At 62.4% G+C, this 23,858-nt stretch carries 25 protein-coding genes; 9 read left to right on the top strand and 16 right to left on the bottom strand.

Annotation, left to right across the window (positions count from 1 at the left end):
• Window positions 1-3: 3 nt before the first annotated feature.
• From CKW13_RS16245 to CKW13_RS16190, 11 genes are all read right to left on the bottom strand, one after another.
• A complete protein-coding gene (locus CKW13_RS16245) occupies window positions 4-999 on the bottom strand; it encodes a FecR domain-containing protein (protein ID WP_256576601.1) in 996 nt (331 codons plus the stop codon).
• 49 nt (window positions 1,000-1,048) lie between these two features.
• Window positions 1,049-1,537 carry an RNA polymerase sigma factor gene (locus CKW13_RS16240; protein ID WP_095109638.1) on the bottom strand — a complete coding sequence of 163 codons (489 nt, stop codon included), beginning with the start codon at window positions 1,535-1,537 and terminating at the stop codon, window positions 1,049-1,051.
• Window positions 1,538-1,894: 357 nt separating this feature from the next.
• Window positions 1,895-2,623: a helix-turn-helix transcriptional regulator gene (locus CKW13_RS16230; RefSeq protein WP_095109636.1), complete on the bottom strand. Its 729-nt coding sequence runs from the start codon at window positions 2,621-2,623 to the stop codon at window positions 1,895-1,897.
• A 222-nt stretch (window positions 2,624-2,845) separates the two neighbouring features.
• Window positions 2,846-3,373: an inorganic diphosphatase gene (gene ppa, locus CKW13_RS16225; RefSeq protein ID WP_095109635.1), complete on the bottom strand. Its 528-nt coding sequence runs from the start codon at window positions 3,371-3,373 to the stop codon at window positions 2,846-2,848.
• 111 nt (window positions 3,374-3,484) lie between these two features.
• Window positions 3,485-4,297 (bottom strand): zinc-dependent peptidase, encoded by an 813-nt coding sequence (locus tag CKW13_RS16220; protein ID WP_095109634.1) that lies wholly within the window; start codon window positions 4,295-4,297, stop codon window positions 3,485-3,487.
• Window positions 4,298-4,301: 4 nt separating this feature from the next.
• Window positions 4,302-4,958: a DedA family protein gene (locus CKW13_RS16215; protein WP_095109633.1), complete on the bottom strand. Its 657-nt coding sequence runs from the start codon at window positions 4,956-4,958 to the stop codon at window positions 4,302-4,304.
• 190 nt (window positions 4,959-5,148) lie between these two features.
• Window positions 5,149-5,601, bottom strand: a complete 453-nt coding sequence (locus CKW13_RS16210) for an N-acetyltransferase (RefSeq protein ID WP_095109632.1) — start codon at window positions 5,599-5,601, stop codon at window positions 5,149-5,151.
• Window positions 5,602-5,688: 87 nt separating this feature from the next.
• Window positions 5,689-6,516 (bottom strand): ethanolamine ammonia-lyase subunit EutC, encoded by an 828-nt coding sequence (gene eutC, locus CKW13_RS16205; RefSeq protein ID WP_371856237.1) that lies wholly within the window; start codon window positions 6,514-6,516, stop codon window positions 5,689-5,691.
• Entirely contained in the window at window positions 6,513-7,907 is a 1,395-nt protein-coding gene (locus tag CKW13_RS16200; protein ID WP_095109631.1) for an ethanolamine ammonia-lyase subunit EutB, read from the bottom strand. Before CKW13_RS16200 ends, eutC begins: the two co-directional genes overlap by 4 nt.
• Before the next feature lie 54 nt (window positions 7,908-7,961).
• A complete protein-coding gene (gene eat, locus CKW13_RS16195; protein WP_095109630.1) occupies window positions 7,962-9,395 on the bottom strand; it encodes an ethanolamine permease in 1,434 nt (477 codons plus the stop codon).
• Between the two features lie 189 nt (window positions 9,396-9,584).
• Window positions 9,585-11,105: an aldehyde dehydrogenase family protein gene (locus CKW13_RS16190; RefSeq protein ID WP_095109629.1), complete on the bottom strand. Its 1,521-nt coding sequence runs from the start codon at window positions 11,103-11,105 to the stop codon at window positions 9,585-9,587.
• A 309-nt stretch (window positions 11,106-11,414) separates the two neighbouring features.
• On the opposite strand from CKW13_RS16190, the gene CKW13_RS16185 reads away from it, so the two are divergent.
• The 4 genes from CKW13_RS16185 (at window position 11,415) to CKW13_RS16170 (ending at window position 15,890) form a co-directional block, all read left to right on the top strand.
• Window positions 11,415-13,334 (top strand): sigma-54-dependent Fis family transcriptional regulator, encoded by a 1,920-nt coding sequence (locus CKW13_RS16185; protein ID WP_095109628.1) that lies wholly within the window; start codon window positions 11,415-11,417, stop codon window positions 13,332-13,334.
• Between the two features lie 300 nt (window positions 13,335-13,634).
• Window positions 13,635-14,984 carry a UDP-N-acetylmuramate:L-alanyl-gamma-D-glutamyl-meso-diaminopimelate ligase gene (gene mpl / locus CKW13_RS16180; RefSeq protein ID WP_095109627.1) on the top strand — a complete coding sequence of 450 codons (1,350 nt, stop codon included), beginning with the start codon at window positions 13,635-13,637 and terminating at the stop codon, window positions 14,982-14,984.
• Window positions 14,981-15,610, top strand: coding sequence for a flavin prenyltransferase UbiX (gene ubiX / locus CKW13_RS16175; protein ID WP_095109626.1), 630 nt, complete (start codon window positions 14,981-14,983; stop codon window positions 15,608-15,610). The genes mpl and ubiX overlap by 4 nt, the downstream gene beginning before the upstream one ends.
• Window positions 15,603-15,890 carry a YceK/YidQ family lipoprotein gene (locus CKW13_RS16170; RefSeq protein WP_095109625.1) on the top strand — a complete coding sequence of 96 codons (288 nt, stop codon included), beginning with the start codon at window positions 15,603-15,605 and terminating at the stop codon, window positions 15,888-15,890. The genes ubiX and CKW13_RS16170 overlap by 8 nt, the downstream gene beginning before the upstream one ends.
• Before the next feature lie 2 nt (window positions 15,891-15,892).
• Here CKW13_RS16170 and CKW13_RS16165 read toward each other — a convergent pair whose 3' ends face one another.
• The 3 genes from CKW13_RS16165 to CKW13_RS16155 all read right to left on the bottom strand — a co-directional run bounded on the left by CKW13_RS16165 (window position 15,893) and on the right by CKW13_RS16155 (window position 18,822).
• Window positions 15,893-16,534 (bottom strand): oxidoreductase, encoded by a 642-nt coding sequence (locus CKW13_RS16165; RefSeq protein WP_095109624.1) that lies wholly within the window; start codon window positions 16,532-16,534, stop codon window positions 15,893-15,895.
• Window positions 16,535-16,561: 27 nt separating this feature from the next.
• Window positions 16,562-18,268, bottom strand: coding sequence for a C13 family peptidase (locus CKW13_RS16160; protein ID WP_095109623.1), 1,707 nt, complete (start codon window positions 18,266-18,268; stop codon window positions 16,562-16,564).
• A gap of 98 nt (window positions 18,269-18,366) precedes the next feature.
• A complete protein-coding gene (locus tag CKW13_RS16155; protein WP_095109622.1) occupies window positions 18,367-18,822 on the bottom strand; it encodes a MaoC family dehydratase in 456 nt (151 codons plus the stop codon).
• Window positions 18,823-19,016: 194 nt separating this feature from the next.
• Between CKW13_RS16155 and CKW13_RS16150 the strand changes: the two genes are divergently transcribed.
• The 5 genes from CKW13_RS16150 (at window position 19,017) to CKW13_RS16135 (ending at window position 21,692) form a co-directional block, all read left to right on the top strand.
• Complete coding sequence (locus tag CKW13_RS16150) at window positions 19,017-19,379, top strand: CidA/LrgA family protein (protein ID WP_095109621.1); 363 nt, start codon at window positions 19,017-19,019, stop codon at window positions 19,377-19,379.
• Window positions 19,376-20,092 carry an LrgB family protein gene (locus tag CKW13_RS16145; protein WP_095109620.1) on the top strand — a complete coding sequence of 239 codons (717 nt, stop codon included), beginning with the start codon at window positions 19,376-19,378 and terminating at the stop codon, window positions 20,090-20,092. The genes CKW13_RS16150 and CKW13_RS16145 overlap by 4 nt, the downstream gene beginning before the upstream one ends.
• Before the next feature lie 10 nt (window positions 20,093-20,102).
• Complete coding sequence (locus CKW13_RS16140) at window positions 20,103-20,693, top strand: LON peptidase substrate-binding domain-containing protein (protein ID WP_095109619.1); 591 nt, start codon at window positions 20,103-20,105, stop codon at window positions 20,691-20,693.
• Window positions 20,694-20,797: 104 nt separating this feature from the next.
• Window positions 20,798-20,971 carry a hypothetical protein gene (locus tag CKW13_RS24460; RefSeq protein ID WP_176465119.1) on the top strand — a complete coding sequence of 58 codons (174 nt, stop codon included), beginning with the start codon at window positions 20,798-20,800 and terminating at the stop codon, window positions 20,969-20,971.
• Between the two features lie 82 nt (window positions 20,972-21,053).
• Window positions 21,054-21,692 (top strand): DUF535 domain-containing protein, encoded by a 639-nt coding sequence (locus CKW13_RS16135; RefSeq protein ID WP_141233983.1) that lies wholly within the window; start codon window positions 21,054-21,056, stop codon window positions 21,690-21,692.
• Between the two features lie 52 nt (window positions 21,693-21,744).
• On the opposite strand, the gene CKW13_RS16130 is transcribed toward CKW13_RS16135, so the two are convergent.
• Window positions 21,745-23,061 carry a bifunctional DedA family/phosphatase PAP2 family protein gene (locus tag CKW13_RS16130; RefSeq protein ID WP_095109617.1) on the bottom strand — a complete coding sequence of 439 codons (1,317 nt, stop codon included), beginning with the start codon at window positions 23,059-23,061 and terminating at the stop codon, window positions 21,745-21,747.
• A 19-nt stretch (window positions 23,062-23,080) separates the two neighbouring features.
• Entirely contained in the window at window positions 23,081-23,767 is a 687-nt protein-coding gene (locus CKW13_RS16125; protein WP_095109616.1) for a DNA-3-methyladenine glycosylase, read from the bottom strand.
• Between the last annotated feature and the right edge of the window lie 91 nt (window positions 23,768-23,858).

Raw genomic sequence — 23,858 nt, 5'->3', positions numbered from 1 at the left:
GGCTCAGTAGATCAGCGTCAGCCCGGGCAGTTCGATAATGCGCGCGCGGGCCTGGACGGCCAGGTGTTTGAGGGCGTCGTCGAGGTTGTCCAGGCGCATCACCGCGCTGACCCGCACATTGCGCAGCGCCTCACCCTTGACCAACACCAGGCCTGGGCGATAGCGGTTGATGCGCACGGCGGCATCGGCCAGGGTTTCGCGGCGCAGCACCAGGCGCCCGTCCTGCCAACTGGCCAGTTCTTCGGGGCTGACAGCCAGGGGCACCAGGCCTTGCTTCGGGCCGAAGCGCAGGCTGTTGCCCTGTTCCAGCAGCGCGCAAGCGGCCATGTCGTCCAGTTCGTGATGCACCAGGTTGACCTCAACCCGGTGCTGCAAAACGCCGACCCAGCCGTCGCGATCTGCACCAACGCCCACCAGGTAACGGGTGCCGCGGGCGGTGATGGTGGCGCCGGGGGCCTGCACGGTAAAGGGGCGGCGCTCCTGCTCAGTGACGGGCGCGGGGGTGAATACTGCCTCGCCGTGGGTCAGGCGCACCAAGCGGGTCTGCTCGTCGTAGGCGAGGGTCAACAGGCTGCGGCTGCCCAGTTCCACCTGGCTACCGTCGGCCAAGGTGATCTGGCGGGTTTCGCCGAAACCGGTGTGGTAGTCGCTGCCCAACGATTGCACCCAGAAGGGCGGGGCCAGCAGCAGCCAGCAACCCAAGGCCAGCGCCGCCATGCCGCTGCCGGTGAGCAGCGGCGCGTGCAGCAGGCTTTGCAACCAGGCACCGGGGCCGGAGGGGCGCGGCGGCCGCACATAACCTGGGCGCTGTTTGAGTTGGCCGGTGGCCTGCCAGGCACGGTCGGCGCGCTCGGCGGCGGCCGCATGTGCAGGGTCGGCCGCCAGCCAGCGGCGAAAGGCTTGTTGCTCACGCGCCGAAAGCTGCCCCTGGCGATGACGCAGCACCCAGTCGGCAGCCTTGCGCTCAACCGGATCGATAGGCTGTGGAGAAACATTCACGGTGGGGTCTGGTTACCTTCTGGCTTTTTATAGTGTCCGGGGCCGTGGCCTAACCCGGATCGAGGGCCCGGCCCATCTTCGCCAGTGCCGTAGCCATGTGCTTTTGTACAGAGCTGGTGGAAATCCGTAAATAGTGCGCGGCTTCCTTATACGTCATGCCCTCGACCCGGCACAGCATGAACACATCCCGCGTGCGCTGCGGTAACCGCGCCAACAGGTTCTCTAGATGCTCCAGCTCCAGGGCGCCCAAGGCCTGGGATTCAGGGCAACTGACTTCGTCCACCAAGGTGCCTAAAAAATGTTCGGCGTCGTTATCGAAGCGCTTTTCGCCATAACGGCGATGGTGATCGATCAACAAATTGTGCGCGACCCGAAACAGGTAGGAAGGGCTGCCCAGAATGCGCTCGAAGTTTTCCAACTGCGCAATCCGCAAAAACGTCTCCTGCACCAGGTCCGACGCCAGGCTGGGCGTGCACTTTTTACGCAGAAGGTAGCGATGCAGGGAGGGCGAATGTTGGATGAACAGTTTTTCCAGCACGGCAGCACTTTCCTATGCTCGGGCAGAACCGGGGTGCAGAGTATAATGAGACTTCTTCTCATTAAGCCAGGGAAAGTCGTGTGGGAAAGGTCTTTGTTTTTTTACGGGGTTGGTTTTTTGCGGGCGTTAAAAAGCCGGCTTGTGGCCGGCTTCTCGGGGACTGGCTTGGCTTATTTTTGGTAAACCGCGCCAGCCTTCAAAACGTACACCCGGCTCTTGCGTCCGGCTGTGGGACTTGGCGAGAAAATCATCTGCCGCGTCGGGCGCTCTGGCCCTTTTGAGGGGGGCGATGCGCGAATGTGGGGCGCAGCATACTGATATTTCTCGCAAATTCCCAGTGCAAAGGGGCTTTGTGGGTTATTCGAAATGCAGCAGTGGGCGGCGTTTATTCAGGGTCGACCACCAGAACACCCAACCCAGGATCCGGATGTTTTGCGCCTGAAGTTGTTCGGCGCTGAAGATTTCGTCTGGGTAGTCGGTGCTGTTGTGGCTGCGCAGGCGTACGGCGCCGCTGGGCTGGCGGTGCAGGTAGCGGATGCGCAGGATGCCGTCGCATTCAACGGCGTAGATTTCACCGTCGACGATTTGTGTGAGGCCGCGGTCAATGGCGAGGATGGAGCCGTCCTGGATGAGTTCTTCCATGCTGTTGCCGATCATGTGTACGCAAATGGCTTGTGCCGGATCAATGTCCAAGAGTTCGAGGTCATGTCGGGGCAAGCGTATGCCCTGGCCGGGTATTTCCACGATACGGGTTTGTTGGGTGTCGGCGTGGGTGGCGACTTCTTTATAAAGAGGAATTTCAATGTCAGGTGTTTGAACGAAGTTGTGGTGAGTTTCCTTAACTTCGGTGGGCTTGTCGGTTTGCTGTTGTTTACGTGGGTACTTAGGGCCCTCGCCAGTACGTAGCCAGGCGCTATTGACGGACAACAGCGAGGCTATTTCGTCCATGCGCCGGTAGGGCACACCACGGATGTACCAGTTGTTTACGTCTTGGGGTCTGGTGTTGCAAAACTTCGCGAAGTCCGAGGGCCTGATACCCACTTCTTTGAGCAGAGCTTTGAAACGGTCGCCGGCTGATTTCTTCATAAACACGGAGTTTACTGATGAGCGATAGTTGTTTAAATAAACAAAGCGTTCATTTTTTATAAGTTTCATTGGGTGTTTTGCAGGTTGTTTTTTATTGTTTCAATGTGAAATAAACGTTTAGTACGACATGTACTTAAATATTAAACATTTGAGTGTGCGGCGATTCGCGCGGCCATAAAAAAACCCCGGCTAGCGGGGTTTTTTGGGGGGCTGATGTCGGGTTCAGCCTTTGTAGGCGGCAACCGATTTCAGGATCTCGGTGCGGGCGGCTTCGGCGTCGCCCCAACCGTCGATCTTCACCCATTTGCCTTTTTCGAGGTCTTTGTAGTTCTCGAAGAAGTGCTTGATCTGTTCCAGCAGCAGGGCTGGCAGATCGGTGTATTCCTTCACGTCCACGTACAGTTGGGACAGTTTGTCGTGCGGGACTGCGATGACTTTGGCATCGCCACCACCGTCGTCGGTCATGTGCAGGATGCCGACCGGGCGGGCGCGGATGACCGAGCCTGGCGCAACCGGGTACGGGGTCACGACCAGTACGTCGAGGGGGTCGCCGTCGTCAGCCAGGGTGTTGGGGATGAAGCCGTAGTTGGCCGGGTAGAACATGGGGGTGGCCATGAAACGGTCAACGAACAGGCAGTCGCTGTCTTTGTCGATTTCGTATTTGATCGGCGCGTGGTTTGCCGGAATTTCGATGGCGACGTAGATGTCGTTCGGCAGGTCTTTGCCAGCCGGAATCTTGCTGTAGCTCATTGGGCGATGCCCCCGTGGTTGGCCGATTGACTCGGCCGGATTGGCCAAAAAGTGGCGGCGATTATAGGCATATTCTCAAGGCCTTGCCACGTACCAGAGGTCGTGTAGACCTTAGTCGTGTGCGGCGTAGGCCGGATGGCTGGCCTGCAGTTGTTTGAGCCTGGCCAGTGGGTCCTGGCGGTAGAACAGGCGCAGTTGCTCATAGACCTGCGGGTAAGCGTCGGCGAGTAGGTCGGGGGCGCTGAAGAAGTATTCGCTGGTGACGGCGAAGAACTCGGCGGGGTTTTCTGCGGCGTAGGGGTCGATGGCGGTCGGGGCGTCGGGGTTGTGGTCCAACTGGCGGTTGAGGTCGTCGTAGGCGTGCTGCATGACGCTGGCCCAGTCGCTGACGCGCATGTCGCTGTGCAGTGGCGGCAGGCCATTAGCGTCGCCGTTGAGCATGTCGAGTTTGTGCGCCAGTTCGTGGATCACCAGGTTATAGCCTTCCCAGCCGCCGCTGGCCTCCACGCCTGGCCAGGCGAGGATGATCGGCCCCTGTTGCCAGGCTTCGCCGCTGTGCTCGCCGTCCCATTCGTGTTCCACGCCGCTGGCGTCGCGATGGCGCTGGGGGCTGAGGAAGTCGTCCGGGTAGAGCACGATTTCGTGGAAGCCGCGGTACCAGGGCAAGTCCCCCAGGTGCAGCAGCGGCAACTGGGCCTGGGCGGCCAGCAGCAGGCGCTGCTCTTGGTGTAGCTCGACGCCGGGCAGGGTGGTCAGGTGCTTTTCCTCCAGGAACAACACGCTGGCCTCGCGCAGCCACTGGTCCTCGGCCTCGCTCAAGCCGTCAAGAAAACTCAGGTGATGGCGCACCCGCTGCCAGGTTTCGTCGGCAACGGGGTGCTTGGCGAGGGTGCGTTGACGGCGCCAGGCGCGCAGCGACCACATGGTGTCAGCGCGGCTGGGTTTTGGAGGCCGAGCGGGCGAGGCGGCTGCGCACCACGCCGATAATCATCGGCAGCAACGACAGGAGAATGATGCCCACCACCAGCAGCGAGAGGTTCTTCTTGATGAACGGCACGTTGCCGAAGAAGTAGCCCAGGGTCACCAGGCCGCCAACCCAGAGGATGGTGCCGAACACGCTGAAGGCAAAGAAGCGTGGGTAGGGCATTTTCGCCACGCCGGCGACGAAGGGCGCGAAGGTGCGGATGATTGGCAGGAAGCGCGCCAGGGTCACGGTTTTGCCGCCGTGCTTGTCGTAGAAGTCGTGGGTTTGTTGCAGGTAGTCGCGGCGGAAGATTTTTGAATTGGGGTTGCTGAACAGCCGTTCCCCGGCCGTTCGCCCGATCACGTAGTTGGTGCTGTCACCCAATATCGCTGCCAGCATCAACAGGCCCGCTAGCAATACCGGGTCCATGCCGCCACCCGCCGCCACGGCGCCCGCGATGAACAGCAGCGAGTCACCTGGCAGGAAGGGCATCACCACTAGGCCGGTCTCGCAGAAGATCACCAAAAACAGGATGGCGTAGATCCATGGCCCGTAGTTGGTTACCAGCAGGTCGAGGTACACATCGAGATGCAGGATAAGGTCGAGCGGGTTGAAATCCATGGAAGGCACCTGTGGTGACGGCCCGACTCGGCTGGCCCGTGCTAGAGCGATGAGCTACACGGCTGTGTAGGTTTTCTTACAAGCGGAAAAGGCCCGCATTATACGGACATGGGAGGGCTGTGCGTGGTGGTTTTGTAGCGGGGGATGTCTCGGTGGCATTGGGGGCGGGCGGCGCCCCCTTGTGCGGGGTTTATTCGTCGCTGATGGGCAGAACGTAGTTCTTGAACTCGCTGTCTTCGCGAAAACCGATGGATTCGTAGGTTTTCTGCGCCACCTCGTTGTCGCTGCTGGTGGACACCCGCATGCGCACGGCGTTGGTTTCCTTGGCCATTTTCTTGGCCGTGCGGATCAGGTTATCGGCGACCAATTGGCGGCGGGCATCTTCGGCGACGTAGATGTCGTTGAGGATCCACACGCGCTTGAGGGACAGGGACGAGAAACTCGGGTAGAGCTGGCAAAAGCCCATGAGTTTGCCGTCATCGCCCAGGGCCAGGTAGATCACCGATTCCTTGCGCCGCAGGCGCTTTTCCAGGAAGGCCCGGGAGGAATCCGGATAGGCCAGAGCGCCATAGAACTCGCGGTACTTGACGAACAGAGGGGTCAACAGGTCCAGGTGTTCGAGGGTCGCTTGGGTAATCCGCATGAGGGGGCCTCAACTGCTTGTGGGAGTAACGGCGAGTAGTGGCTTGATGCTGCCTAAACCATGGCAAAAGCGCAATCGCAGTACCGTTCAGTCATTCTGTGGACCGAGTAGGAAATTGCCTGGATTGCCCGTGGAATCGCTTTCAAGTGTGTGCACCTGGGCTTCGTCCTTGAGGTTGACCCCCGACAGTTGGCGCCGGCAGGCCTCGCGCATCAGGTAGAGCAAGCGGTGGGCGGCCATGCCGTAGCTCAGGCCTTCGAGGCGCACGTTAGAGATGCAATTGCGGTAGGCGTCGGTCAGGCCGACCTTGGGGTTGTAGGTGAAATACAGCCCCAGGCTGTCCGGGGAACTGAGGCCGGGGCGTTCGCCGATGAGGATCACGGTCATTTTCGCCCCCAGCAGTTCACCGATTTCGTCGGCCACGGCCACGCGGCCCTGTTGCACCAGTATCACTGGGGCGATTGTCCAGCCATCACTGGCGGCTTGTTCTTCCAGGCGCGTGAGGAACGGCAGGGTATGGCGATGCACTGCCAGTGCCGACAAACCGTCGGCCACCACCACCACCAAATCCACCCCGCCGGGGTAGGCCTGGGCGTGTTCGCGCAGGGTGTGCGCCGACTCATCGCTCAGGCGCCGCCCCAGGTCGGGGCGTTGCAGGTAGCTGTGGCGGTCGGGCGCGGCGCTGTGCAGCAGTAGGCTGTCGCGGCCACGCTCGGCCAATTGGCGGCTCAGTTCGCCGTGGTCGAAGGCCAGGTGCACCGCATCGCGGGCCTGGGCGTGGGCGTACTGGAAATCCAGTTGCGCGCCGGTGGGCATGCTGGTGCCGGTGCGGCCCAGGGCGATGCGCGCAGGCGTCAGGGTGCGCAGTGGCAGCCAGGGGTTGGGGGTCGGTTTGTCCATGCTGTGCTCGCTCATCCCAGTTGCGCCAAGGCCTGGCGGAAGGCTGGCGGTAGGTTGTGGCCAAAGCGCACGTTGCCGTCGGCCTGGGTGAAGATGCCCATTTTCGCCAGCCACTGCTCGAACTCGGGGGCCGGTTTGAGGCCCAGGGTCTGGCGGGCGTAGAGGGCGTCGTGGAAGGAGGTGGTCTGGTAGTTGAGCATGATGTCGTCGGAGCCGGGGATGCCCATGATGAAGTTGATCCCGGCCACGCCCAGCAGGGTCAGCAGGGTGTCCATGTCGTCCTGGTCGGCTTCGGCGTGGTTGGTGTAGCAGATGTCGCACCCCATGGGCACGCCCAACAGCTTGCCGCAGAAGTGGTCTTCGAGGCCGGCACGAATGATCTGCTTGCCGTTGTATAGGTATTCCGGGCCGATGAAGCCGACCACGGTGTTGACCAAAAACGGCTTGAAGTGCCGCGCCACGGCATAGGCGCGGGTTTCGCAGGTTTGCTGGTCGAGGCCGTGGTGGGCGTTGGCCGACAGCGCGCTGCCCTGGCCGGTCTCGAAGTACATGAGGTTTTGCCCCAGGGTGCCGCGTTTGAGGCTCAGGCCCGCGTCGTAGCCCTCCTGCAAAACATTGAGGCTGACGCCGAAACTGGCGTTGGCCGCCTCGGTGCCGGCAATCGACTGGAACACCAGGTCCAGCGGCACGCCGCGATTGATCGCTTCGATTGAGGTGGTGACGTGGGTTAGCACGCAGGCTTGCGTGGGGATTTCGTAGCGCTGGATCACCGCGTCGAGCATTTCCAGCAGGGCGCAGATCGAGGCGATGCTGTCGGTGGCCGGGTTGATGCCGATCATGGCGTCGCCGTTGCCGTAGAGCAGGCCATCGAGAATGCTCGCGGCGATGCCCGCCGGCTCATCCGTGGGGTGGTTGGGTTGCAGGCGCGTCGAGAGGCGCCCGCGCAGGCCCAGGGTGCCGCGGAACTTCGTGACCACGCGGATTTTCTGCGCCACCAGGATCAGGTCCTGCACGCGCATGATCTTCGACACGGCGGCGACCATTTCCGGGGTCAGGCCCGGCGCCAGGGCGCGCAGGCTGTGCTCGTCGGCGGCCTCGCTGAGCAGCCAGTCGCGAAAACCGCCCACGGTCAGGTGGCTGACCGTGGCGAACGCGGCTTTGTCGTGGGTATCGATAATCAGCCGGGTGACTTCGTCGTTTTCGTAGGGGATCAGCGCTTCTTGCAGAAAATGCGTGAGTTCGATGTTGGCCAGGGCCATTTGCGCCGCGACGCGCTCGCCGTCATTGAGGGCGGCGATGCCGGCCAGGAAGTCGCCGGAGCGGGCCGGGCTGGCCTTGGCCATGACGTCCTTGAGGTCGTCGAAGCGATAGGTCATGGCGCCGACGGCATGGGAAAAACTTGCCATACAGGTTCTCCTTGGCGGCCCCGGGGTATGCCCCGGGGCCGAGGTTTTCGGCGGTCAGTGCAAGGCTTCTTCCGCTTTTTGAATGGCCGCGAATTCTTCTTCGGGCGTGCCTGCTACCAAGTGATGCCGGCTGTAGAAAGCAAAGTAAGCAATTAATACTCCATAGATGATGGCTGCGCCAATCACCACCCGCGGGTCCACCAGAAAGCCCGCCACCACGGCGATACAGGCCAGCACCAGGGCCACACTCGAGGTGAAGATGCCGCCCGGGGTGCGGTACGGGCGCTCCATTTTGGGGCGGCGGATACGCAGGGTGATGTGTGCGGCCATCATCAGCACGTAGGAAATGGTCGCGCCGAACACGGCCACCAGAATCAGCAGGTCGCCCTGGCCGGTCAGGGACAGGCCAAAACCGATGATGCCGGGGATAATCAGCGCCAGCACCGGCGCCTTGCTTTTATTGGTCTGGGACAACTTGCGCGGCAGGTAGCCGGCGCGGGACAAGGCGAAGATCTGCCGCGAGTAGGCGTAGATGATCGAGAAGAAACTGGCGATCAACCCTGCCAGGCCCACCAGGTTGACGAAACTGCCCATCCAGGTGGAACCGCCATAAGCCTTGGCCAGCGCCTCGACCAACGGGTTGCCCGAGGTCAGCAAGGCGTTGGCGCCTGCGCCGCCGGGGCCGATCACCAAGATCAGCAAGGCAAAGCTGAGCAGCACCAGCATGGCGCCGATCAGGCCGCGCGGCAGGTCGCGCTTGGGGTTCTTGGTTTCTTCGGCCGCCAGGGGCACACCTTCGACGGCGAGGAAAAACCAGATGGCGTAAGGAATCGCCGCCCACACCCCGACATAGCCGAACGGCAGGAAACTACTGGCGCCCACCGCTTCGGTGACCGGGATATCCAGCAGGTTGGCGACCGAGAAGTGCGGCACCATCGCCACCAGGAACACCCCCAGGGCAATGGCGGCGACGGCGGTGATGATGAACATCAGTTTGAGCGCTTCGCCCACGCCGAAAATGTGGATGCCGATAAACAGAATGTAGAACGCCAGGTAGATCACCCAGCCGCCTATACCAAACAGCGACTCACAGTACGCGCCGATAAACACCGCGATGGCGGCGGGGGCGATGGCGTATTCGATCAGGATCGCCGTGCCGGTGAGAAACCCGCCCCAGGGCCCGAACGCGCTGCGGGCAAAGCCATAGCCGCCGCCGGCGGTGGGGATCATGGACGACAGTTCGGCCAGGGAAAAACACATGCACAGGTACATGGTGGCCATCAGCAAGGTGGCCAGGAACATCCCGCCCCAGCCACCCTGGGCCAGGCCGAAGTTCCACCCGGCGTAGTCGCCGGAAATCACGTAGGCCACGCCGAGGCCGACCAACAGTACCCAGCCGGCGGCGCCTTTTTTCAGTTCGCGTTGTTGGAAGTATTCGCTGCCGACTTTTTCAAAATCGACGGAGGAGCCAGTAGGTTCGCTTGGCATGATGGATCACCTTCAATTTTTATTGTTTTAGCCCGGCATCTGTGTGCCGGAAGAGGTGCAGCGGCTTGCGACGATCATCTGTGGGGGCCGGTACTGCCAGCCTGGTTCTAGAACGGATTGCCATTTTCGCGAGCAGGCTCGCTCCCACAGCGGAATGCACGCCAAGTGTGGGAGCGGGCCGGTCGGGGGTTAGAAGAAGCCCAGTGGGTTGATGTCGTAGCTCACCAGCAGGTTTTTGGTCTGTTGGTAGTGGTCGAGCATCATTTTGTGGGTTTCGCGGCCGACGCCGGACTTTTTGTAGCCACCGAACGCGGCGTGGGCCGGGTACAGGTGGTAGCAGTTGGTCCACACGCGCCCGGCCTTGATCGCCCGGCCCATGCGGTAGGCGCGGTTGATGTCGCGGGTCCACAGGCCGGCGCCCAGGCCGAACTCGGTGTCGTTGGCAATCGCCAGGGCTTCGGCTTCGTCCTTGAAGGTGGTGATGCTCACTACCGGGCCGAAGATTTCTTCCTGGAACACGCGCATCTGGTTGGTGCCCTTGAGCAGCGTTGGCTGGATGTAGTAGCCGCTGGCCAGGTTGCCTTCGAGTTTTTCTACCTTGCCGCCGGTGAGCAATTGCGCGCCTTCGCCCTTGGCGATTTCCAAGTACGAGAGGATTTTGTCGAACTGCTGCTCGGACGCCTGGGCGCCGACCATGGTGTCGGTGTCGAGAGGGTCGCCGCGTTTGATCTGCGCGACCTTTTTCATCACCACTTGCATGAACTCGTCGTAGATCGACTCCTGCACCAAGGCGCGGGACGGGCAGGTGCACACTTCGCCCTGGTTGAAGAACGCCAGCACCAGGCCTTCGGCGGCTTTTTCGATGAACTGCGGCTCGGCCTTCATGATGTCTTCAAAGAAGATGTTCGGCGACTTGCCGCCCAGCTCCACGGTGGACGGGATGATGTTGTCGGCCGCGCATTTCATGATGTGCGCGCCCACAGGCGTGGAGCCTGTGAAGGCGATTTTGGCGATGCGCTTGCTGGTGGCCAGCGCTTCGCCAGCCTCTTTGCCGAAACCTTGCACCACGTTGAGCACGCCCGGCGGCAGCAGGTCGCCGATCAGCTCCATCAGCACGCTGATGCCCAGGGGCGTCTGTTCGGCGGGTTTGAGCACGACGCAGTTACCCGCGGCCAGGGCCGGGGCGAGTTTCCACGCGGCCATCAGGATCGGGAAGTTCCACGGGATGATCTGCCCGACCACACCCAACGGCTCGTGAAAGTGATAGGCGGCGGTGTGTTCGTTGATTTCGGCGCTGCTGCCTTCCTGGGCGCGGATGCAGCCGGCGTAGTAGCGAAAGTGATCGGCAGCCAGGGGAATGTCGGCGTTGAGGGTTTCGCGCACCGCTTTGCCGTTGTCCCAGGTTTCGGTGATGGCCAGCACTTCGAGGTTCTGTTCGATGCGGTCGGCGATTTTCAGCAGCACCAGGGCGCGGTCCTGCACTGAGGTCTTGCCCCAGGCATCAGCGGCAGCGTGGGCGGCGTCCAGGGCTTTGTCGATGTCTTCGGCGCTGGAGCGGGGAAATTCGGCAATCGGCTGGCCGTTGACCGGCGAGGTGGTGGTGAAGTACTGGCCTTTGACCGGCGCCACGAACTCGCCGTTGATGTAGTTGCCGTACTTGGCCTTGAAGGAAACGATGGCGCCTTCAGTACCGGGGTGTGCGTAACGCATGGTGAGTATCTCCTGGCTCTTGTGCTTATAGGGGAGGACGCGCCGTGGCGCTTGCATAAGCCTAGAGCAAAGGTCGGGCCACTGCCCGGCGCCCCAGCAAAATCAAGGGTTTGGCGTTTGTCGTAGACGCTGCCGGGCGCCCGGCGTGGCAGTTTCGATACAGCCAAAGTGACACTTTGTACCGCAAGCGGTACAGCCTGTGACTCCTCGGTCGCGGTGTGATTGCAATCGGCCACGCGCAGGAGGATGCTGGGCCTTCGCGTGTCTTGGGTTCGCCCTTTCAGCCCTGGCGCAGGAGAACAATAAAAAATGCTCAACAACCATCTGAGCCGTCACGCCCAGCAGGTGCTGACGGTGACCCAGGGCAAGGCCCACTTGCAGGGCCCGGGCAGCGACCCGTCGATTGCCCGCTCGTGGTTGCGTTGCCTTGAGGACTATCACCTCGACCCCGCCCTGGCCATGGCGCCCACCGTGCTCGAACACGGCCGTGTGCTGGAAAGCCGCGAGCGTTTGCAGCAGGTGTTGCAGATTGCCGGAGGCGAAATGAACAGCCTGCACCAGCAGCTCTGCGGCGCCGGCCACGCGGTGCTGCTCACCGATGCGCGCGGGGTGATCCTCAATTGCGTGACCGCGCCCACCGAGCGGCGCATCTTCGAGCGCGCCGGGCTGTGGCTCGGCGCCGACTGGAGCGAGGCCTGCGAAGGCACTAACGGCATCGGCACCTGCCTGGTGGAGCGCCAGGCCTTGACCATCCACCAGGACGAACACTTTCGCGGCCGCCACACGGGCCTGACCTGCTCGGCGAGCCCGGTGTTCGACCCCCATGGCCAATTGCTGGCGGTGCTCGACGTGTCGTCGGCGCGCCACGATGTCTCGCGCCAGAGCCAGTTCCACACCATGGCCCTGGTCAACCTCTCGGCGAAGATGATCGAGAGCTGCTATTTCCTGCGCTATTTCGATAACCAATGGCTGTTGCGCTTTCACTTGCAGGCCGAGTCGGTGGGTTTGTTCAGCGAAGGGTTGCTGGCGTTCGATGGTGAAGGGCGTATCTGTGCGGTCAACCAGAGCGCACTGAACCTGCTGGGGGTGGGGCGCGGCGGGCTGCTGGGGCACGCGGTGGAAGACTTTTTCGACTGCTCCCTCGACCAGTTGCTAGAACGGGCCAGCGTCGACGCCAGCGCCAGTTGGCCGCTGCGCACCCGCCACGGGCGTGGCTTGTTCGCCCTGTTGCGCGGCCAGGCGCGCCGCGTGCCGAGCCCCGCCCCGCAAGTGGCGCCGCCGGTTACGCCACGGGCGACGCTGCCGGGCCTGTGCCTGGGCGATGCGGGTTTGCAGGAGAATTTTCGCAAGGCCCTGCGGGTGTTCGAGCGCGATGTGCCGCTGCTTATCCATGGCGAAACCGGCTCCGGCAAGGAGGCGTTCGCCAAGGCTGTGCACCAGGCCAGCCAGCGCGCGGACAAAGCGTTCGTCGCCCTCAACTGTGCGGCGATCCCGGAAAGCCTGATCGAGAGCGAACTGTTCGGCTATCGCGGCGGCAGTTTCACCGGCGCGCGCAAGGATGGCATGCGCGGCAAGCTGCAACAGGCCGACGGCGGGACCTTGTTCCTCGATGAAATCGGCGATATGCCGTTGGCGTTGCAAACCCGGCTATTAAGGGTGCTGGAGGATCGGCTGGTGGTGCCCATTGGCGGCGAACCTGTGGCGGTGAACGTGCGCATCATCAGCGCAACCCACCGCGACCTGCTGGAGCGGGTGCGCGACGGCAGTTTCCGTGAAGACTTGTATTACCGCCTCAATGGCCTGGAAATCGCCTTGCCGGCGTTGCGTGCGCGCAGCGACAAATCCCAGTTGCTCGACTTTCTCCTGGCCGAGGAGGCGGGCGGCCACAGCGTGCTACTCGACGCCCCGGCGCGCCAGGCGCTGCTGGATTTCGCCTGGCCGGGCAACGTGCGACAACTGCGCAACGTGCTGCGCACCCTGGCGGCGTTGTGCGAGGACGGGCGCATCGGTTTGCCGGACTTGCCGGCGCTGATCCGCCAAGCCCCAGTGCCTGCGGCCGCCAATGAAAGCACCGTGCCGGGCGAATTCCCCCTCGACGACGCCGAACGCCTGGCCTTGCTCACGGCCCTGGAGCAGCAGCGCTGGCACATGACTCACACCGCCGCCCAACTGGGGGTAAGCCGCAACACCCTCTATCGCAAACTGCGCAAGCATGGGATTGCGCGGTAGCGGGTGGTTTGCCCGGGTGTGCTGACTGTGTATCCGCCAGATGTGTATTGGCAGCAATGCCGCCATCGCGGGCAAGGCCCGCTCCCACAGTTGAACGGTGGTGTGGCTGGGATGTTCATTTTTCCGCTGTGGGAGCGAGCCTGCTCGCGATGGGCGGGTCGACATGCAGCACCTGCACCAGCCCATCGCGGGCAAGGCCCCGCTCCCACAGTGATGGGGTGGTGGGAGGTGAGGGGCAAACTCCAGGTGCGCATCCAGCCACCCTGCGCTAACCTGCCGCGATGTTTTACGAGGTCGACTATGCACATTCATATTCTCGGTATCTGCGGCACTTTCATGGGTTCGATGGCGGTGTTGGCCAAAGAATTGGGCCATCACGTCACCGGGTCCGACGCTAACGTCTACCCGCCGATGAGCACGCAACTGGAGGCCCAGGGCATTGTCCTGACCCAGGGCTACGACCCGGCGCAGCTCGACCCGGCTCCGGACCTGGTGGTCATCGGCAACGCCATGTCCAGGGGTAACCCGGCGGTCGAGTATGTGCTGAACAAGGGCTTGCCCTACGTCTCCGGCCCGCAGTGGCTGGCCGACCATGTGCTGCAAGGCCGTTGGGTCTTGGCTGTGGCCGGCACCCACGGCAAGACCACCACCAGCAGCATGCTCGCCTGGGTGCTGGAGCACGCGGGCATGAGCCCGGGTTTCCTGATCGGCGGTGTGCCGCAGAATTTTTCGGTGTCGGCGCGCCTGGGCGATACGCCGTTCTTCGTCATCGAGGCGGATGAATACGACAGCGCCTTCTTCGACAAACGCTCGAAATTCGTCCATTACCACCCGCGCACCGCGATCCTCAATAACCTTGAGTTCGATCATGCGGACATCTTCCCCGATCTGCCGGCTATCGAACGGCAATTCCACCATTTGGTGCGTACCATTGCGAGCGAAGGCCTGGTTATCCACCCCACCACCGAACCGGCGTTGCAGCGGGTGATCGAGATGGGTTGCTGGACCCCGGTACAAACCACCGGCGCAGGTGGGCAATGGCAGGCCAAGCTGCTCAGCGAGGACGGCTCGCGCTTTGAGGTGCTGTTCGAGGGCGTGGCCCATGGCGTGGTCGAGTGGGACATGACCGGCCAGCACAACGTCGCCAATGCCCTGGCCACCCTGGCCGCCGCACGCCACGTCGGCGTTGTGCCGGCCATGGGTATCGCCGCGCTGAGCGCGTTCAAGAGCGTCAAGCGGCGCATGGAAAAAGTCGCCGAGGTGCGCGGCATTACCATTTACGACGACTTCGCCCACCACCCCACCGCCATTGCCACCACCCTCGATGGCCTGCGCAAGCGCGTGGGCGATGCGCCGGTGATCGCCATCATCGAGCCGCGTTCCAACTCGATGAAACTCGGCGCCCACCGCGACGGCTTGCCGCAAAGCGTGGTCGATGCCGACCAGGTGATCTGGTTCGCCCCGGCCAACCTGGGCTGGGACCTGGCCAGCATCGCGGCGCTGTGCACGGTGCCCTCGATTGTCAGCGACTCTCTGGAAGGCATCATCGAGCGGGTGAAAAGCCAGGCCCGCCCCGGCACCCACGTGGTCATCATGAGCAACGGCGGCTTCGGCGGCCTGCATGGCAAGCTCGCCGAGGCGCTGCAATGAGCGGCCCGGAGCGCATCACCCTGGCAATGACCGGGGCTTCCGGCGCGCAGTACGGCTTGCGCCTGCTCGATTGCCTGGTGCGCGAAGACCGCGAGGTGCACTTCCTGATTTCCAAGGCGGCGCAACTGGTAATGGCCACCGAGACCGACGTCTCGCTGCCGCCCAAGACCCAGATGATGCAAGCCTTCCTCACCGAGTACACGGGCGCGGCCGCCGGGCAGATCCGCGTGTACGGCAAGGAGGATTGGATGTCGCCGGTGGCGTCCGGCTCGGGCGCGCCGGCGGCCATGGTGGTGGTGCCGTGTTCCACCGGCACCTTGTCGGCGATTGCCACTGGCGCGTGCAATAACCTGATCGAGCGCGCCGCCGATGTCACCCTCAAGGAGCGCCGCCAGTTGATTCTGGTGCCCCGCGAGGCGCCGTATTCGAGCATTCACCTGGAGCACATGCTCAAACTGTCGAACATGGGCGTGACCATTTTGCCGGCCTCGCCCGGGTTCTATCACCAGCCGCAGACCATCGATGATTTGATCGATTTCGTGGTGGCACGCATTCTCAACCTGCTCGACATTCCCCAGGACATGCTGCCGCGCTGGGGCGAGCACCATTTGAGTAGCGATGAGTAAAGGCCTGCTAGCGCTGTTGCTCGCCCTGCAACTGGGCGGCTGTGCCACGGTGCGCACCCTGGACGCCGCCAAACCCGGGGCGCCGGTGGTGTATGCGGGAACGCGGCTGGACGTATACGCCTTGCAGGGCGGTTGCTGCGCCATGGACCGCTTTGGCGCGCCGGCACCGAGTTATCCGGGCCTGGACCTGCCGGCCAGCGCTTTGCTCGACACCCTGCTGTTGCCCCTGTCGGTGTTGACCGTGCTGGGCGTTGGCGTTCAGGCCACGGGTGGGTTGTAGGGCTACTTGCCCAGGCGCCGCAACTCGTCCGACTCCACAATTCGCACGCCGTCCTGCTCCTCCAGGGCCAGGCGCCACATGGCGCGGGCCAGGTGGCAGGCTTCGATACCGCGGTACTTGCCGGGGATGAGTTTGGCCAGGGGCGCCGCCAGTTGTTCGCCCAGGCGCGGCTCCAGGCGTTCGCCCAGTAGCAGGGAAGGGCGGCAGATGGTCAGTTGCGGCCAGCCTTGGGCCTTGAGGGCCTGCTCCATTTCGCCTTTGACCCGGTTGTAGAACATCGAAGACGTGGGGTCGGCGCCTATCGCGCTGATGACGATCAGGTGCCGGGCGCCCATGTCCCGGGCGCGTTGGGCGAAGGCCACGACCATGTCGAAATCCACCGCACGAAACGCCGCTTCGCTGCCGGCCTGCTTGAGAGTGGTGCCCAGGCAGCAGTAGGCGATGTCGACACGACCGCTGAGTTGAGGGAGGAACGCCGCCGGGTCGCCCACCGGGTTTTCCAGGTGCGGGTGTGCGGCCAATGGGCGGCGCGAGGGTGCCAGTACGCGGGTGACAGTCGGCTCGTTGAGCAGCCGATCGAGCAGATGTTCGCCGGTCAGGCCGGTGGCGCCGGCGAGCAGGACATGGGCAGGTGTCAGGTACATGGTGTTTCCCCCTTGTTACAAGTGAGCTTAGTTGCTGTTTGCCACCTTGGCGCTTTCGAGCGCCGATCTTGCTTGTTGTTTGCGTAGCTGCTGCCAGTGCGCTAGTACGCCCTTGGGTGCCCAGATCTGGGGCTCGGATGGATCGAAATTGTCTTGCAGTTCGCGCTCGGCCACGGTGGCCTGGGCCAGGGCGAAGGCGTGCTGTAAATCGTCGGTCTGGTTCAGCGCTTGGGCGAACAGGGCGTCGCCGAAGTAGGTGAAATCGGCCTCTTCGGAGCAACCGAACGACACGCGGTCGGCGCGCGAGGCGGTCATTACCAGGGTGCGTTCGTCTTTGAGCGGGGCGATGAAACCGCCGGAATAACAGGCGGAAATGACCACGACTTTGTCGCGGTTTTTCAGCGGCGCCAACACGGTGGCCAGTTCGGCGGCGGGCAGGTCGGCCAGTTCCATGCGCGGTTGGTCGAGCACCAGTTCATGGCTGGCGCTGCCGTGGCTGGTCAGGTAGATGAACACCAGGTCTTCCGGGCCGCTGCGTTCGGCCAGGGTCAGGACGGCGCGGCGCAGGGTTTCGCGGCTGGCCATGGGGCGGTCGGCGAGGTGGTCGCGGTGGTTGACCAGGCGAATCTGCCCGTGGGCGCCGAAGCGGCTGGCAAGCATGTTGCTGACGTAGTCCGATTCGCGCAAAAACACGCTTTGCTTGCCGTCGCCGCCCAGGGTCAAGCTGTACAGCTCGATGGCCGGGGTCGAGGCAGGCACGGCGGCCAGGACCTGCTCCAGCAGGTGGCCCTGGGCCAGCAGGCCTACCTCCAGGGGGTCGGGCAGCCATTTTCCGGTTTCATCGCGCACGCGCTGGCCATTGGCCCACACGCCGCGTTGTACCGTGCCGTCGCTGAGCACCAAGGTGCCCTGGCCCTGGTAGCTGTCGTTGTCGAACTGGCCGATATAGAAGCTGGCGTCACTGAGGTTCAAACGGCCCTGGCCGGTGAAGCGCCAGTCGCTGAACTGGCCGACGTAGTGGCTGCCATCGGCGCCGATCAACTCGCCCTTGCCGCTCAGCGCGCCTTCGCTGAACTGGCCGATCCAGACATCGCCGTCGGCGTTCTCGTAGCGGCCCTTGCCGTGGAGCTGGTTGTTTTTGAAGGCGCCGACGTACATGTCGCCATCGGCGCTGTTGAAGGTGCCATTGCCTTCCAGTTGGCCATCGACGAAGCGCCCGCTGAACTGGTTGCCGCTGGCGTCGCCGCGCTGGCCCTCGCCGTTGGGCTTGCCGCGGGCGAACTGGCCTTGGTACTGGCTGCCGTCGTCCAGCTCCAGGCGCCCGAGGCCAGCATACTGGTCGGCCTTGAACTCGCCGCGATAGAGCATGCCCGGCTCTTTGAGGGTGCCTTCGCCGTCGCGCCGGCCCAGTTTGAAGCCGCCGCTGTAGCTGCTGTCGCGGGTGGTCAGGGTGCCTTGGCCGTGGAACAGGCCTTGCTCGAACTGCCCGCGGTAAACCTCGCCGTCGCTGCCGTGCCATTCGCCTTGGCCGTGCCACAGGCCTTTGTCGAATTGGCCGGCGTACCAACTGCCATTGGGGTAGTCGATGCGGCCCTGGCCTTGGAGCAAGCCTGCGACCAGGTCACCGCGATAGCGCCCGCCGTCGGGCAGGCGTGCGTCGGGCGGCAATAGCGATTCGCCATCGCCACACGCGGTGAGCAACAGGGTCAGCAACAGGGGTGCAAATGGGCGCATAGCGGGTTCCCGGCAATTAAGCGACCGAGTATGCCGCAGCGAAGGGGCTTACATAAGAGGCGAGCGAAACAGCGCGGGCTGTTTCGCGGGCGCGGGGCCTAGACGAACGCGAGGGACAGGGGCTCGGCGATGTACGCCGGTTTTTCCTGGCCTTCTATTTCCAGGGTGGCGGTGGCTTTGAGCAGCCATTGGCCGGGTTTCTTCTCGCTGACTTCGGTCAATTCGACCTTGAGCCGTACCTTGGAGTTGACCTTGACCGGTTGGATGAAACGCACACTGTCCAGGCCATAGTTGACCACCATCTTCAGGCCTTCGGGCAGGACCAGGATGTCTTCCATCAGCTTGGGGATCAGCGACAGCGACAAAAAGCCGTGGGCGATGGTGCTGCCAAATGGGGTTTGCGCGGCTTTGACCGGGTCAACGTGGATGAACTGAAAATCGCCAGTGGCCTCGGCGAACAGGTTGATGCGTTCCTGATCGATAGTGAGCCAGTCGGAACGTCCAAGTTCCTTGCCGACATAATCTTTGAGCTCTGCAACAGGGACATAGGGCATTGAGACTCTCCTTGGGTTCATCGTTTTTATCGTTTTTGTGGGTGACGCACCGTCCTGCGCGTGTCACCGCAGCAGAACCACTTTAGATCATCATGGCCATTTGTCCCGGTCAACCCTTCATCGCCCCGGCGAATACCCGTTCATAGCGCCCGGCGTGCTTATAATGCCCGGCGCTTTTTTTCGGGAGATAGCGGATGTTGCTGCGAGGGCTGACCTGGCTGGTGCTGTTCCAATTGCTTGGCACGGCGATCAATCACCTGTTCCTGCCGGTGCTGCCGGGGCCGATTGTCGGCCTGCTGCTGCTCCTGGCATTCCTGATTACCCGGGGCGAAGTGGGCGAGCCGCTGAGCCTGGCCGCTGGCAGCCTGCTGCGCTATCTGCCCCTGCTGCTGGTGCCGCCAGCGGTGGGGGTGATGGTCTACGCCGCCGACATCGCCGCGGATTTCTGGGCCATCGCCGGCGCGCTGGTGCTGTCGCTGGTGCTTTCCATGGCTTTTATCGGCGTGCTGATGAACTGGCTGGTCAAACGCCAGGCCCACCGGGAGGCCGACCAATGATCCTCGACTGGCACGGCGCCTTGGCCGCAGTGGTGCACCATCCGCTGTTCGGCATCGGCATTACCCTGGGCGCTTATCAACTGGTGCTGGCGGGGTTCGAGAAAACCCGCTGGATCTTCCTGCAACCGGTGCTGGTGTCGATGCTGCTGGTGATCGGCGTGCTGCTGGCCTGCGGCCTAACCTACGCCGAATATCGCAAAAGCACCGAGATCCTCAGCATCCTCCTGGGCCCGGCGACGGTAGCCCTGGCCGTGCCGCTGTACCTCAACCTGCGGCGTATCCGGCAGTTGTTCTGGCCGATTTTTACTACGCTGGTGGTTGGCGGCGTGGTGGCCACCGTACTGGGCGTGGCGCTGGGTTGGTGGTTTGGTGCCGAGCACATGATCCTGATGACCATGGCGCCCAAGTCAGTGACGTCGCCCATTGCCATGCTAGTGGCCGAGCAGATCGGTGGCGTTGCCGCCCTGGCGGCGGTGTTCGTGCTGATTACCGGGGTGATCGGCGCCATTTTCGGCCCGGCGATCCTCACTCGCCTCGGCGTCCACGGTCCCGAAGCGCGGGGCATGGCCCTGGGCATCACCGCCCATGCGGTGGGGACTTCCGTGGCCCTGCAGGAAAGTGACGAGTGCGGCGCTTTCGCCGCGCTGGCAATGAGCCTGATGGGCGTGGCCACGGCGGTGCTGCTGCCGTTGGCGGTATCGATGGTGGTTTAAGGAAGCTTTTATGAGCCTGGCGCTATTCCCTCTCAATACGGTGCTATTCCCCGGTTGCACCCTGGACTTGCAGATTTTCGAGGCGCGCTACTTGGACATGATCGGCCGCTGCATGAAGCAGGGCAGCGGTTTTGGCGTGGTCTGCCTGCTCGACGGCGACGAAATGGGCATCGCCCCCGAAGGCTATGCGCTGGTCGGTTGTGAGGCGCGGATTATCGATTTCAAACAGCAGGACAACGGTTTGCTGGGTATTCGCGTGATGGGTGGGCGGCGGTTTCGGGTGCTGAGCGCCCAGGTGCAGCGCGACCAATTGACCGTCGCCGATGTCGAGTGGCTCCAAGAGCTTCCCGAGCAGCCCCTGCAAGACGAAGATGCCGACTTGATGGCGCTGCTCAAGGCGTTGGCCGAACACCCGATGGTCGAAGCTTTGGACATGGGCACCGACGCCGCCGGCCAGCAGTCCCTGGCCAATCAGTTGGCCTACCTGCTGCCATTCACCGAGTTGGACAAGATCGACTTGCTGCAACTGGACGATCCACAGCAGCGTTTGGATGCGATCCAGGCTCTGTTAGATGAGTTGCAGGGCGAGTTATTTGCCTAGTTATATTTTGTAATGAGTTGTTTTGTGGATTTTCCGGTATGGCTTGTCTAGTTTTAAGTTGCTCGCAGGAAGTGGGCGGCTGACTAACTAAGAAAGGATTTACGATGCGAATTTTTACGGATGAAGTTGCTTATTGGGATGAGATTACTGCTCGCTTTATTCAGGCGAACGCTACGGCAGGTGGCCGTGCAGACTATATTGTTGAGGCGGCTGTTCTTTACGCGGAACTCATGATTAAAGCGCGTCGCGAACTAAAAATTGAGAAAGTTCCTGAGTGACTAGGGTTTTTATTTTGAAGTGGAGAATGTTGCGAAGTGATGCTCTCTCTTCGTTGGGTTCATTTTTTAGTCTGCATTTTATATGGATATTTTAGGTGGTCTTATGTCTTTCGAAGGGCGTGCGGACGTATTTACCGCGCATTTGTATATTAATGGCTATCCGCTGGTTTTGAATCAGCAATACCTACAAACCAAGCTTTTGAACAAACGTCTTACAGCTGAACAGCGTGTCGAGTTTGAAGCCGGCTTGGCTGACAAGGTATTTCCGCGGTTTGTGACGCTGGCGGACTACGATGACGATGCCCCGTTGTTGTTTCAGTTCGTCTCGGTAGGGGAAAAGAAGTATGAGGTGTATGCGAAGTTGCCAGGTAAGTATGACGGCTGGCGTTTAGCAATCGACCAACAGGGTCGCCACCTGGAGGTCACTGACGAGGCTGCTCTCTCGACCTTCTCACTCATACGCGAGGGAGCGGAAAGGGCGCTGTATAAGGATTTTGGGCCGGGTCCAAGTCAGGTGATTTTAGTAAGTGAGGAGCGGCAATCCGGAATGTACTTGGCGCGCAGTAATTACCGAGACAAACACGGTAGTACGCTCAAGAACGACTACAGCAACATCATTGTCGATGTCAATCCTAACTTTACGGGGCACGATGCTTTTAACGGGCGAGTGGCAAAGTTTTTGCTCAAAGTTGTTGATGAGCCCCAAGTGACAGACTTTTGAAGGGCTGAACATCTTGTGTCATCACTCTGTAAGAGTGATGACACAAGTAATGTTAGTAGGCATAGCGCAAGATGGCATCAGGCAACTGGCGCAGGGCGAAGAACCCTAGCAGGGCGACCAATGCAGGCACGATCAGCCACCAGATACGTAGCGGCAGGGTTTCGAGCTTTTGCCTGTGCTGGGTCAGCGTCACGCTGAGGGCACAGACCCCGGTCGCCAGCAAGGCGCCGGCCAGGATGTCGGTCGGCCAGTGCACCCCCAGGTACACCCGCGAGAGCGCGATCGACGCCGCCGGCAGGCTCGCCAGCAGAAACCAGGTCAGGCGCATGCGCGGTGGCTGCCGGCAACCGGCGAGCACGGCCAGGGTCAGGAAAAACGCGAACGAGGCCGAACTGTGGCCGCTGGGCATGCTGAAGGTGGTCAGCGGTTCGTGCAGCACATCGGGGCGGATGCGCGCGAAAAACCATTTGCCCGCCGTGTTGACCAGGGCGGTGCACAGCAGCGTCGCACCGACGAATACCCCGTGACGCCACTGGCGGCAGGCCAGCAGCAGGAGTGTCAGCACTGTGCCGGCGAACACCTGGGTGGTGAAATCCCCCAAGCGTGTGACCATCACGGTCACGGCATCCAGGGTGCTGCTGCGGTTTTCCTGTACCAGGGCCATCAGGCCTTCGTCGAATTCTTTGAGATATGGGTAGCCGATAAATACCGCGCCGACCAAGGCCAGGCTCAAGCCGCCGATCATCAGGGTGGCATTGCGATGATGACGCAGTGTGCTGTTGATGCTCAGGCCCAGCATGATCGCTACGCTGGCGGCGACCACACCGGCCTGGGGCCAGAAACCCTCGGGCAGCGGCAGGCGAATTGCCGCCCCGGTGGCCCAGCCCGGCAGGATGTAGGCGACGGTCCAACCGGCGGCGGCCAGGATGCTGACGGCGATAAAGCGCGGGGAGGGCATGTCGAACATCCCCGCCACCATGGGCAGCATGGGCCGCAATGGGCCGATAAAACGCCCCACCAGGAGGCTGGCGATGCCGTAGCGCTGGAAGTAGCTTTCGGCACCGCTGATCCATTCCGGGTGGTGGCGCAGGCCCGGTAAACGCCGGATATTCTGGTGGAAGCGCCGGCCCAGCAGGTACGACACCACGTCGCCTAGCAACCCGCCCAGCAGGCCCATCAGCAATGCCTGGCCCAGGGGCAAGGCGCCGCTGCCGGCCATGACACTGACCGCGAACAACAGCACAGTGCCAGGCACGATCAGCCCGACAATCGCCAGGCACTCGGCACACGCGAGGATGAAAATCGCCGCCGCCAGCCATTGCGGGTTGGCGGTCAGCCAAAGGGTCACGCTATCGAGCCATGGGCCCATACATACAACTCCAATCAAGTTAGGGTGTTGGCACTAGCAGTCGGTAGTCGCGTCCTTCGACCTGGCCACGGCGCAAGGGGTTCCGGGTGCAGAACGCTGCGTACTGGGCATCAATGAAGCGGTAGGGCAGGTGTTCATCGCGGCCATGGGGGATGCCCAGCCGCGTAGTCTGAACGACCCTCGGCACCTGGGCACCCACATCTTCAACACAGAGCATGTCGTGATCGAAGCGCTTGGCGTCCCACATTGGTACTTTCAGGCCTAAAGCCTTGCACAGCAGGGTTTGCCCGGCGCACAGGCGTTGCGCCGGGCGCGGCAGGCCCTGGGCGTCGGGGTTGTTGAGCTGCATCTGCGCCAGGCTGGCGGGGCCGGATAGGGCGTCGGTCCAGGGGTACGCCGATTTAATCAGCACGGCGTTGCCCGGCCCTTGGGCGCTGAAGTTCAGCGAGTCGCCCCCACGGGCGTAATACATATAAATGTGGCCGCCATCGAGAAACAGTGCCTTGCGCTTTTCGGTGTAGCCCAGTGAGGCGTGGCTGCCCTTTTCGGCGCAGTAATAGGCTTCGGTCTCGATGATGCGCGCGCTTAGCCAGAGGTCGCCGACCCGGTGGCGGATGACTTTGCCCAGCAGGTCGCGGGCCAGTAGTTGGGCATCACGGTCGAAAAAGCTGTCCGGGAGGGCGTGGGGAGCGGCGGCGATGGGCATGGCGGCGAATGCAGTGGGTGTGAATTGGCCGGCGATGATAGCAATTGCGCGCTTAATTCAAGCTGAACTTCGGCAATTTACCCTTGATTTC

Source organism: Pseudomonas sp. Irchel 3E20 (assembly GCF_900187645.1).
Taxonomy (GTDB): Bacteria; Pseudomonadota; Gammaproteobacteria; order Pseudomonadales; family Pseudomonadaceae; genus Aquipseudomonas.
The sequence above is the reverse complement of the archived record's forward strand: the minus strand, read 5'-3'. Positions and strand labels throughout refer to the sequence as shown.

What these genes read in the sequence shown, in the direction of transcription:
- CKW13_RS16230 (WP_095109636.1), bottom strand. Translation starts at nt 2,623, where the DNA reads ATGAAGAAATCAGCCGGCGACCGTTTCAAAGCTCTGCTCAAAGAAGTG.
- ppa (WP_095109635.1), bottom strand. Translation starts at nt 3,373, where the DNA reads ATGAGCTACAGCAAGATTCCGGCTGGCAAAGACCTGCCGAACGACATC.
- CKW13_RS16220 (WP_095109634.1), bottom strand. Translation starts at nt 4,297, where the DNA reads ATGTGGTCGCTGCGCGCCTGGCGCCGTCAACGCACCCTCGCCAAGCAC.
- CKW13_RS16215 (WP_095109633.1), bottom strand. Translation starts at nt 4,958, where the DNA reads ATGGATTTCAACCCGCTCGACCTTATCCTGCATCTCGATGTGTACCTC.
- CKW13_RS16210 (WP_095109632.1), bottom strand. Translation starts at nt 5,601, where the DNA reads ATGCGGATTACCCAAGCGACCCTCGAACACCTGGACCTGTTGACCCCT.
- eutC (WP_371856237.1), bottom strand. Translation starts at nt 6,516, where the DNA reads ATGAGCGAGCACAGCATGGACAAACCGACCCCCAACCCCTGGCTGCCA.
- CKW13_RS16200 (WP_095109631.1), bottom strand. Translation starts at nt 7,907, where the DNA reads ATGGCAAGTTTTTCCCATGCCGTCGGCGCCATGACCTATCGCTTCGAC.
- eat (WP_095109630.1), bottom strand. Translation starts at nt 9,395, where the DNA reads ATGCCAAGCGAACCTACTGGCTCCTCCGTCGATTTTGAAAAAGTCGGC.
- CKW13_RS16190 (WP_095109629.1), bottom strand. Translation starts at nt 11,105, where the DNA reads ATGCGTTACGCACACCCCGGTACTGAAGGCGCCATCGTTTCCTTCAAG.
- CKW13_RS16185 (WP_095109628.1), top strand. Translation starts at nt 11,415, where the DNA reads ATGCTCAACAACCATCTGAGCCGTCACGCCCAGCAGGTGCTGACGGTG.
- mpl (WP_095109627.1), top strand. Translation starts at nt 13,635, where the DNA reads ATGCACATTCATATTCTCGGTATCTGCGGCACTTTCATGGGTTCGATG.
- ubiX (WP_095109626.1), top strand. Translation starts at nt 14,981, where the DNA reads ATGAGCGGCCCGGAGCGCATCACCCTGGCAATGACCGGGGCTTCCGGC.
- CKW13_RS16170 (WP_095109625.1), top strand. Translation starts at nt 15,603, where the DNA reads ATGAGTAAAGGCCTGCTAGCGCTGTTGCTCGCCCTGCAACTGGGCGGC.
- CKW13_RS16165 (WP_095109624.1), bottom strand. Translation starts at nt 16,534, where the DNA reads ATGTACCTGACACCTGCCCATGTCCTGCTCGCCGGCGCCACCGGCCTG.
- CKW13_RS16160 (WP_095109623.1), bottom strand. Translation starts at nt 18,268, where the DNA reads ATGCGCCCATTTGCACCCCTGTTGCTGACCCTGTTGCTCACCGCGTGT.
- CKW13_RS16155 (WP_095109622.1), bottom strand. Translation starts at nt 18,822, where the DNA reads ATGCCCTATGTCCCTGTTGCAGAGCTCAAAGATTATGTCGGCAAGGAA.
- CKW13_RS16150 (WP_095109621.1), top strand. Translation starts at nt 19,017, where the DNA reads ATGTTGCTGCGAGGGCTGACCTGGCTGGTGCTGTTCCAATTGCTTGGC.
- CKW13_RS16145 (WP_095109620.1), top strand. Translation starts at nt 19,376, where the DNA reads ATGATCCTCGACTGGCACGGCGCCTTGGCCGCAGTGGTGCACCATCCG.
- CKW13_RS16140 (WP_095109619.1), top strand. Translation starts at nt 20,103, where the DNA reads ATGAGCCTGGCGCTATTCCCTCTCAATACGGTGCTATTCCCCGGTTGC.
- CKW13_RS24460 (WP_176465119.1), top strand. Translation starts at nt 20,798, where the DNA reads ATGCGAATTTTTACGGATGAAGTTGCTTATTGGGATGAGATTACTGCT.
- CKW13_RS16135 (WP_141233983.1), top strand. Translation starts at nt 21,054, where the DNA reads ATGGATATTTTAGGTGGTCTTATGTCTTTCGAAGGGCGTGCGGACGTA.
- CKW13_RS16130 (WP_095109617.1), bottom strand. Translation starts at nt 23,061, where the DNA reads ATGGGCCCATGGCTCGATAGCGTGACCCTTTGGCTGACCGCCAACCCG.
- CKW13_RS16125 (WP_095109616.1), bottom strand. Translation starts at nt 23,767, where the DNA reads ATGCCCATCGCCGCCGCTCCCCACGCCCTCCCGGACAGCTTTTTCGAC.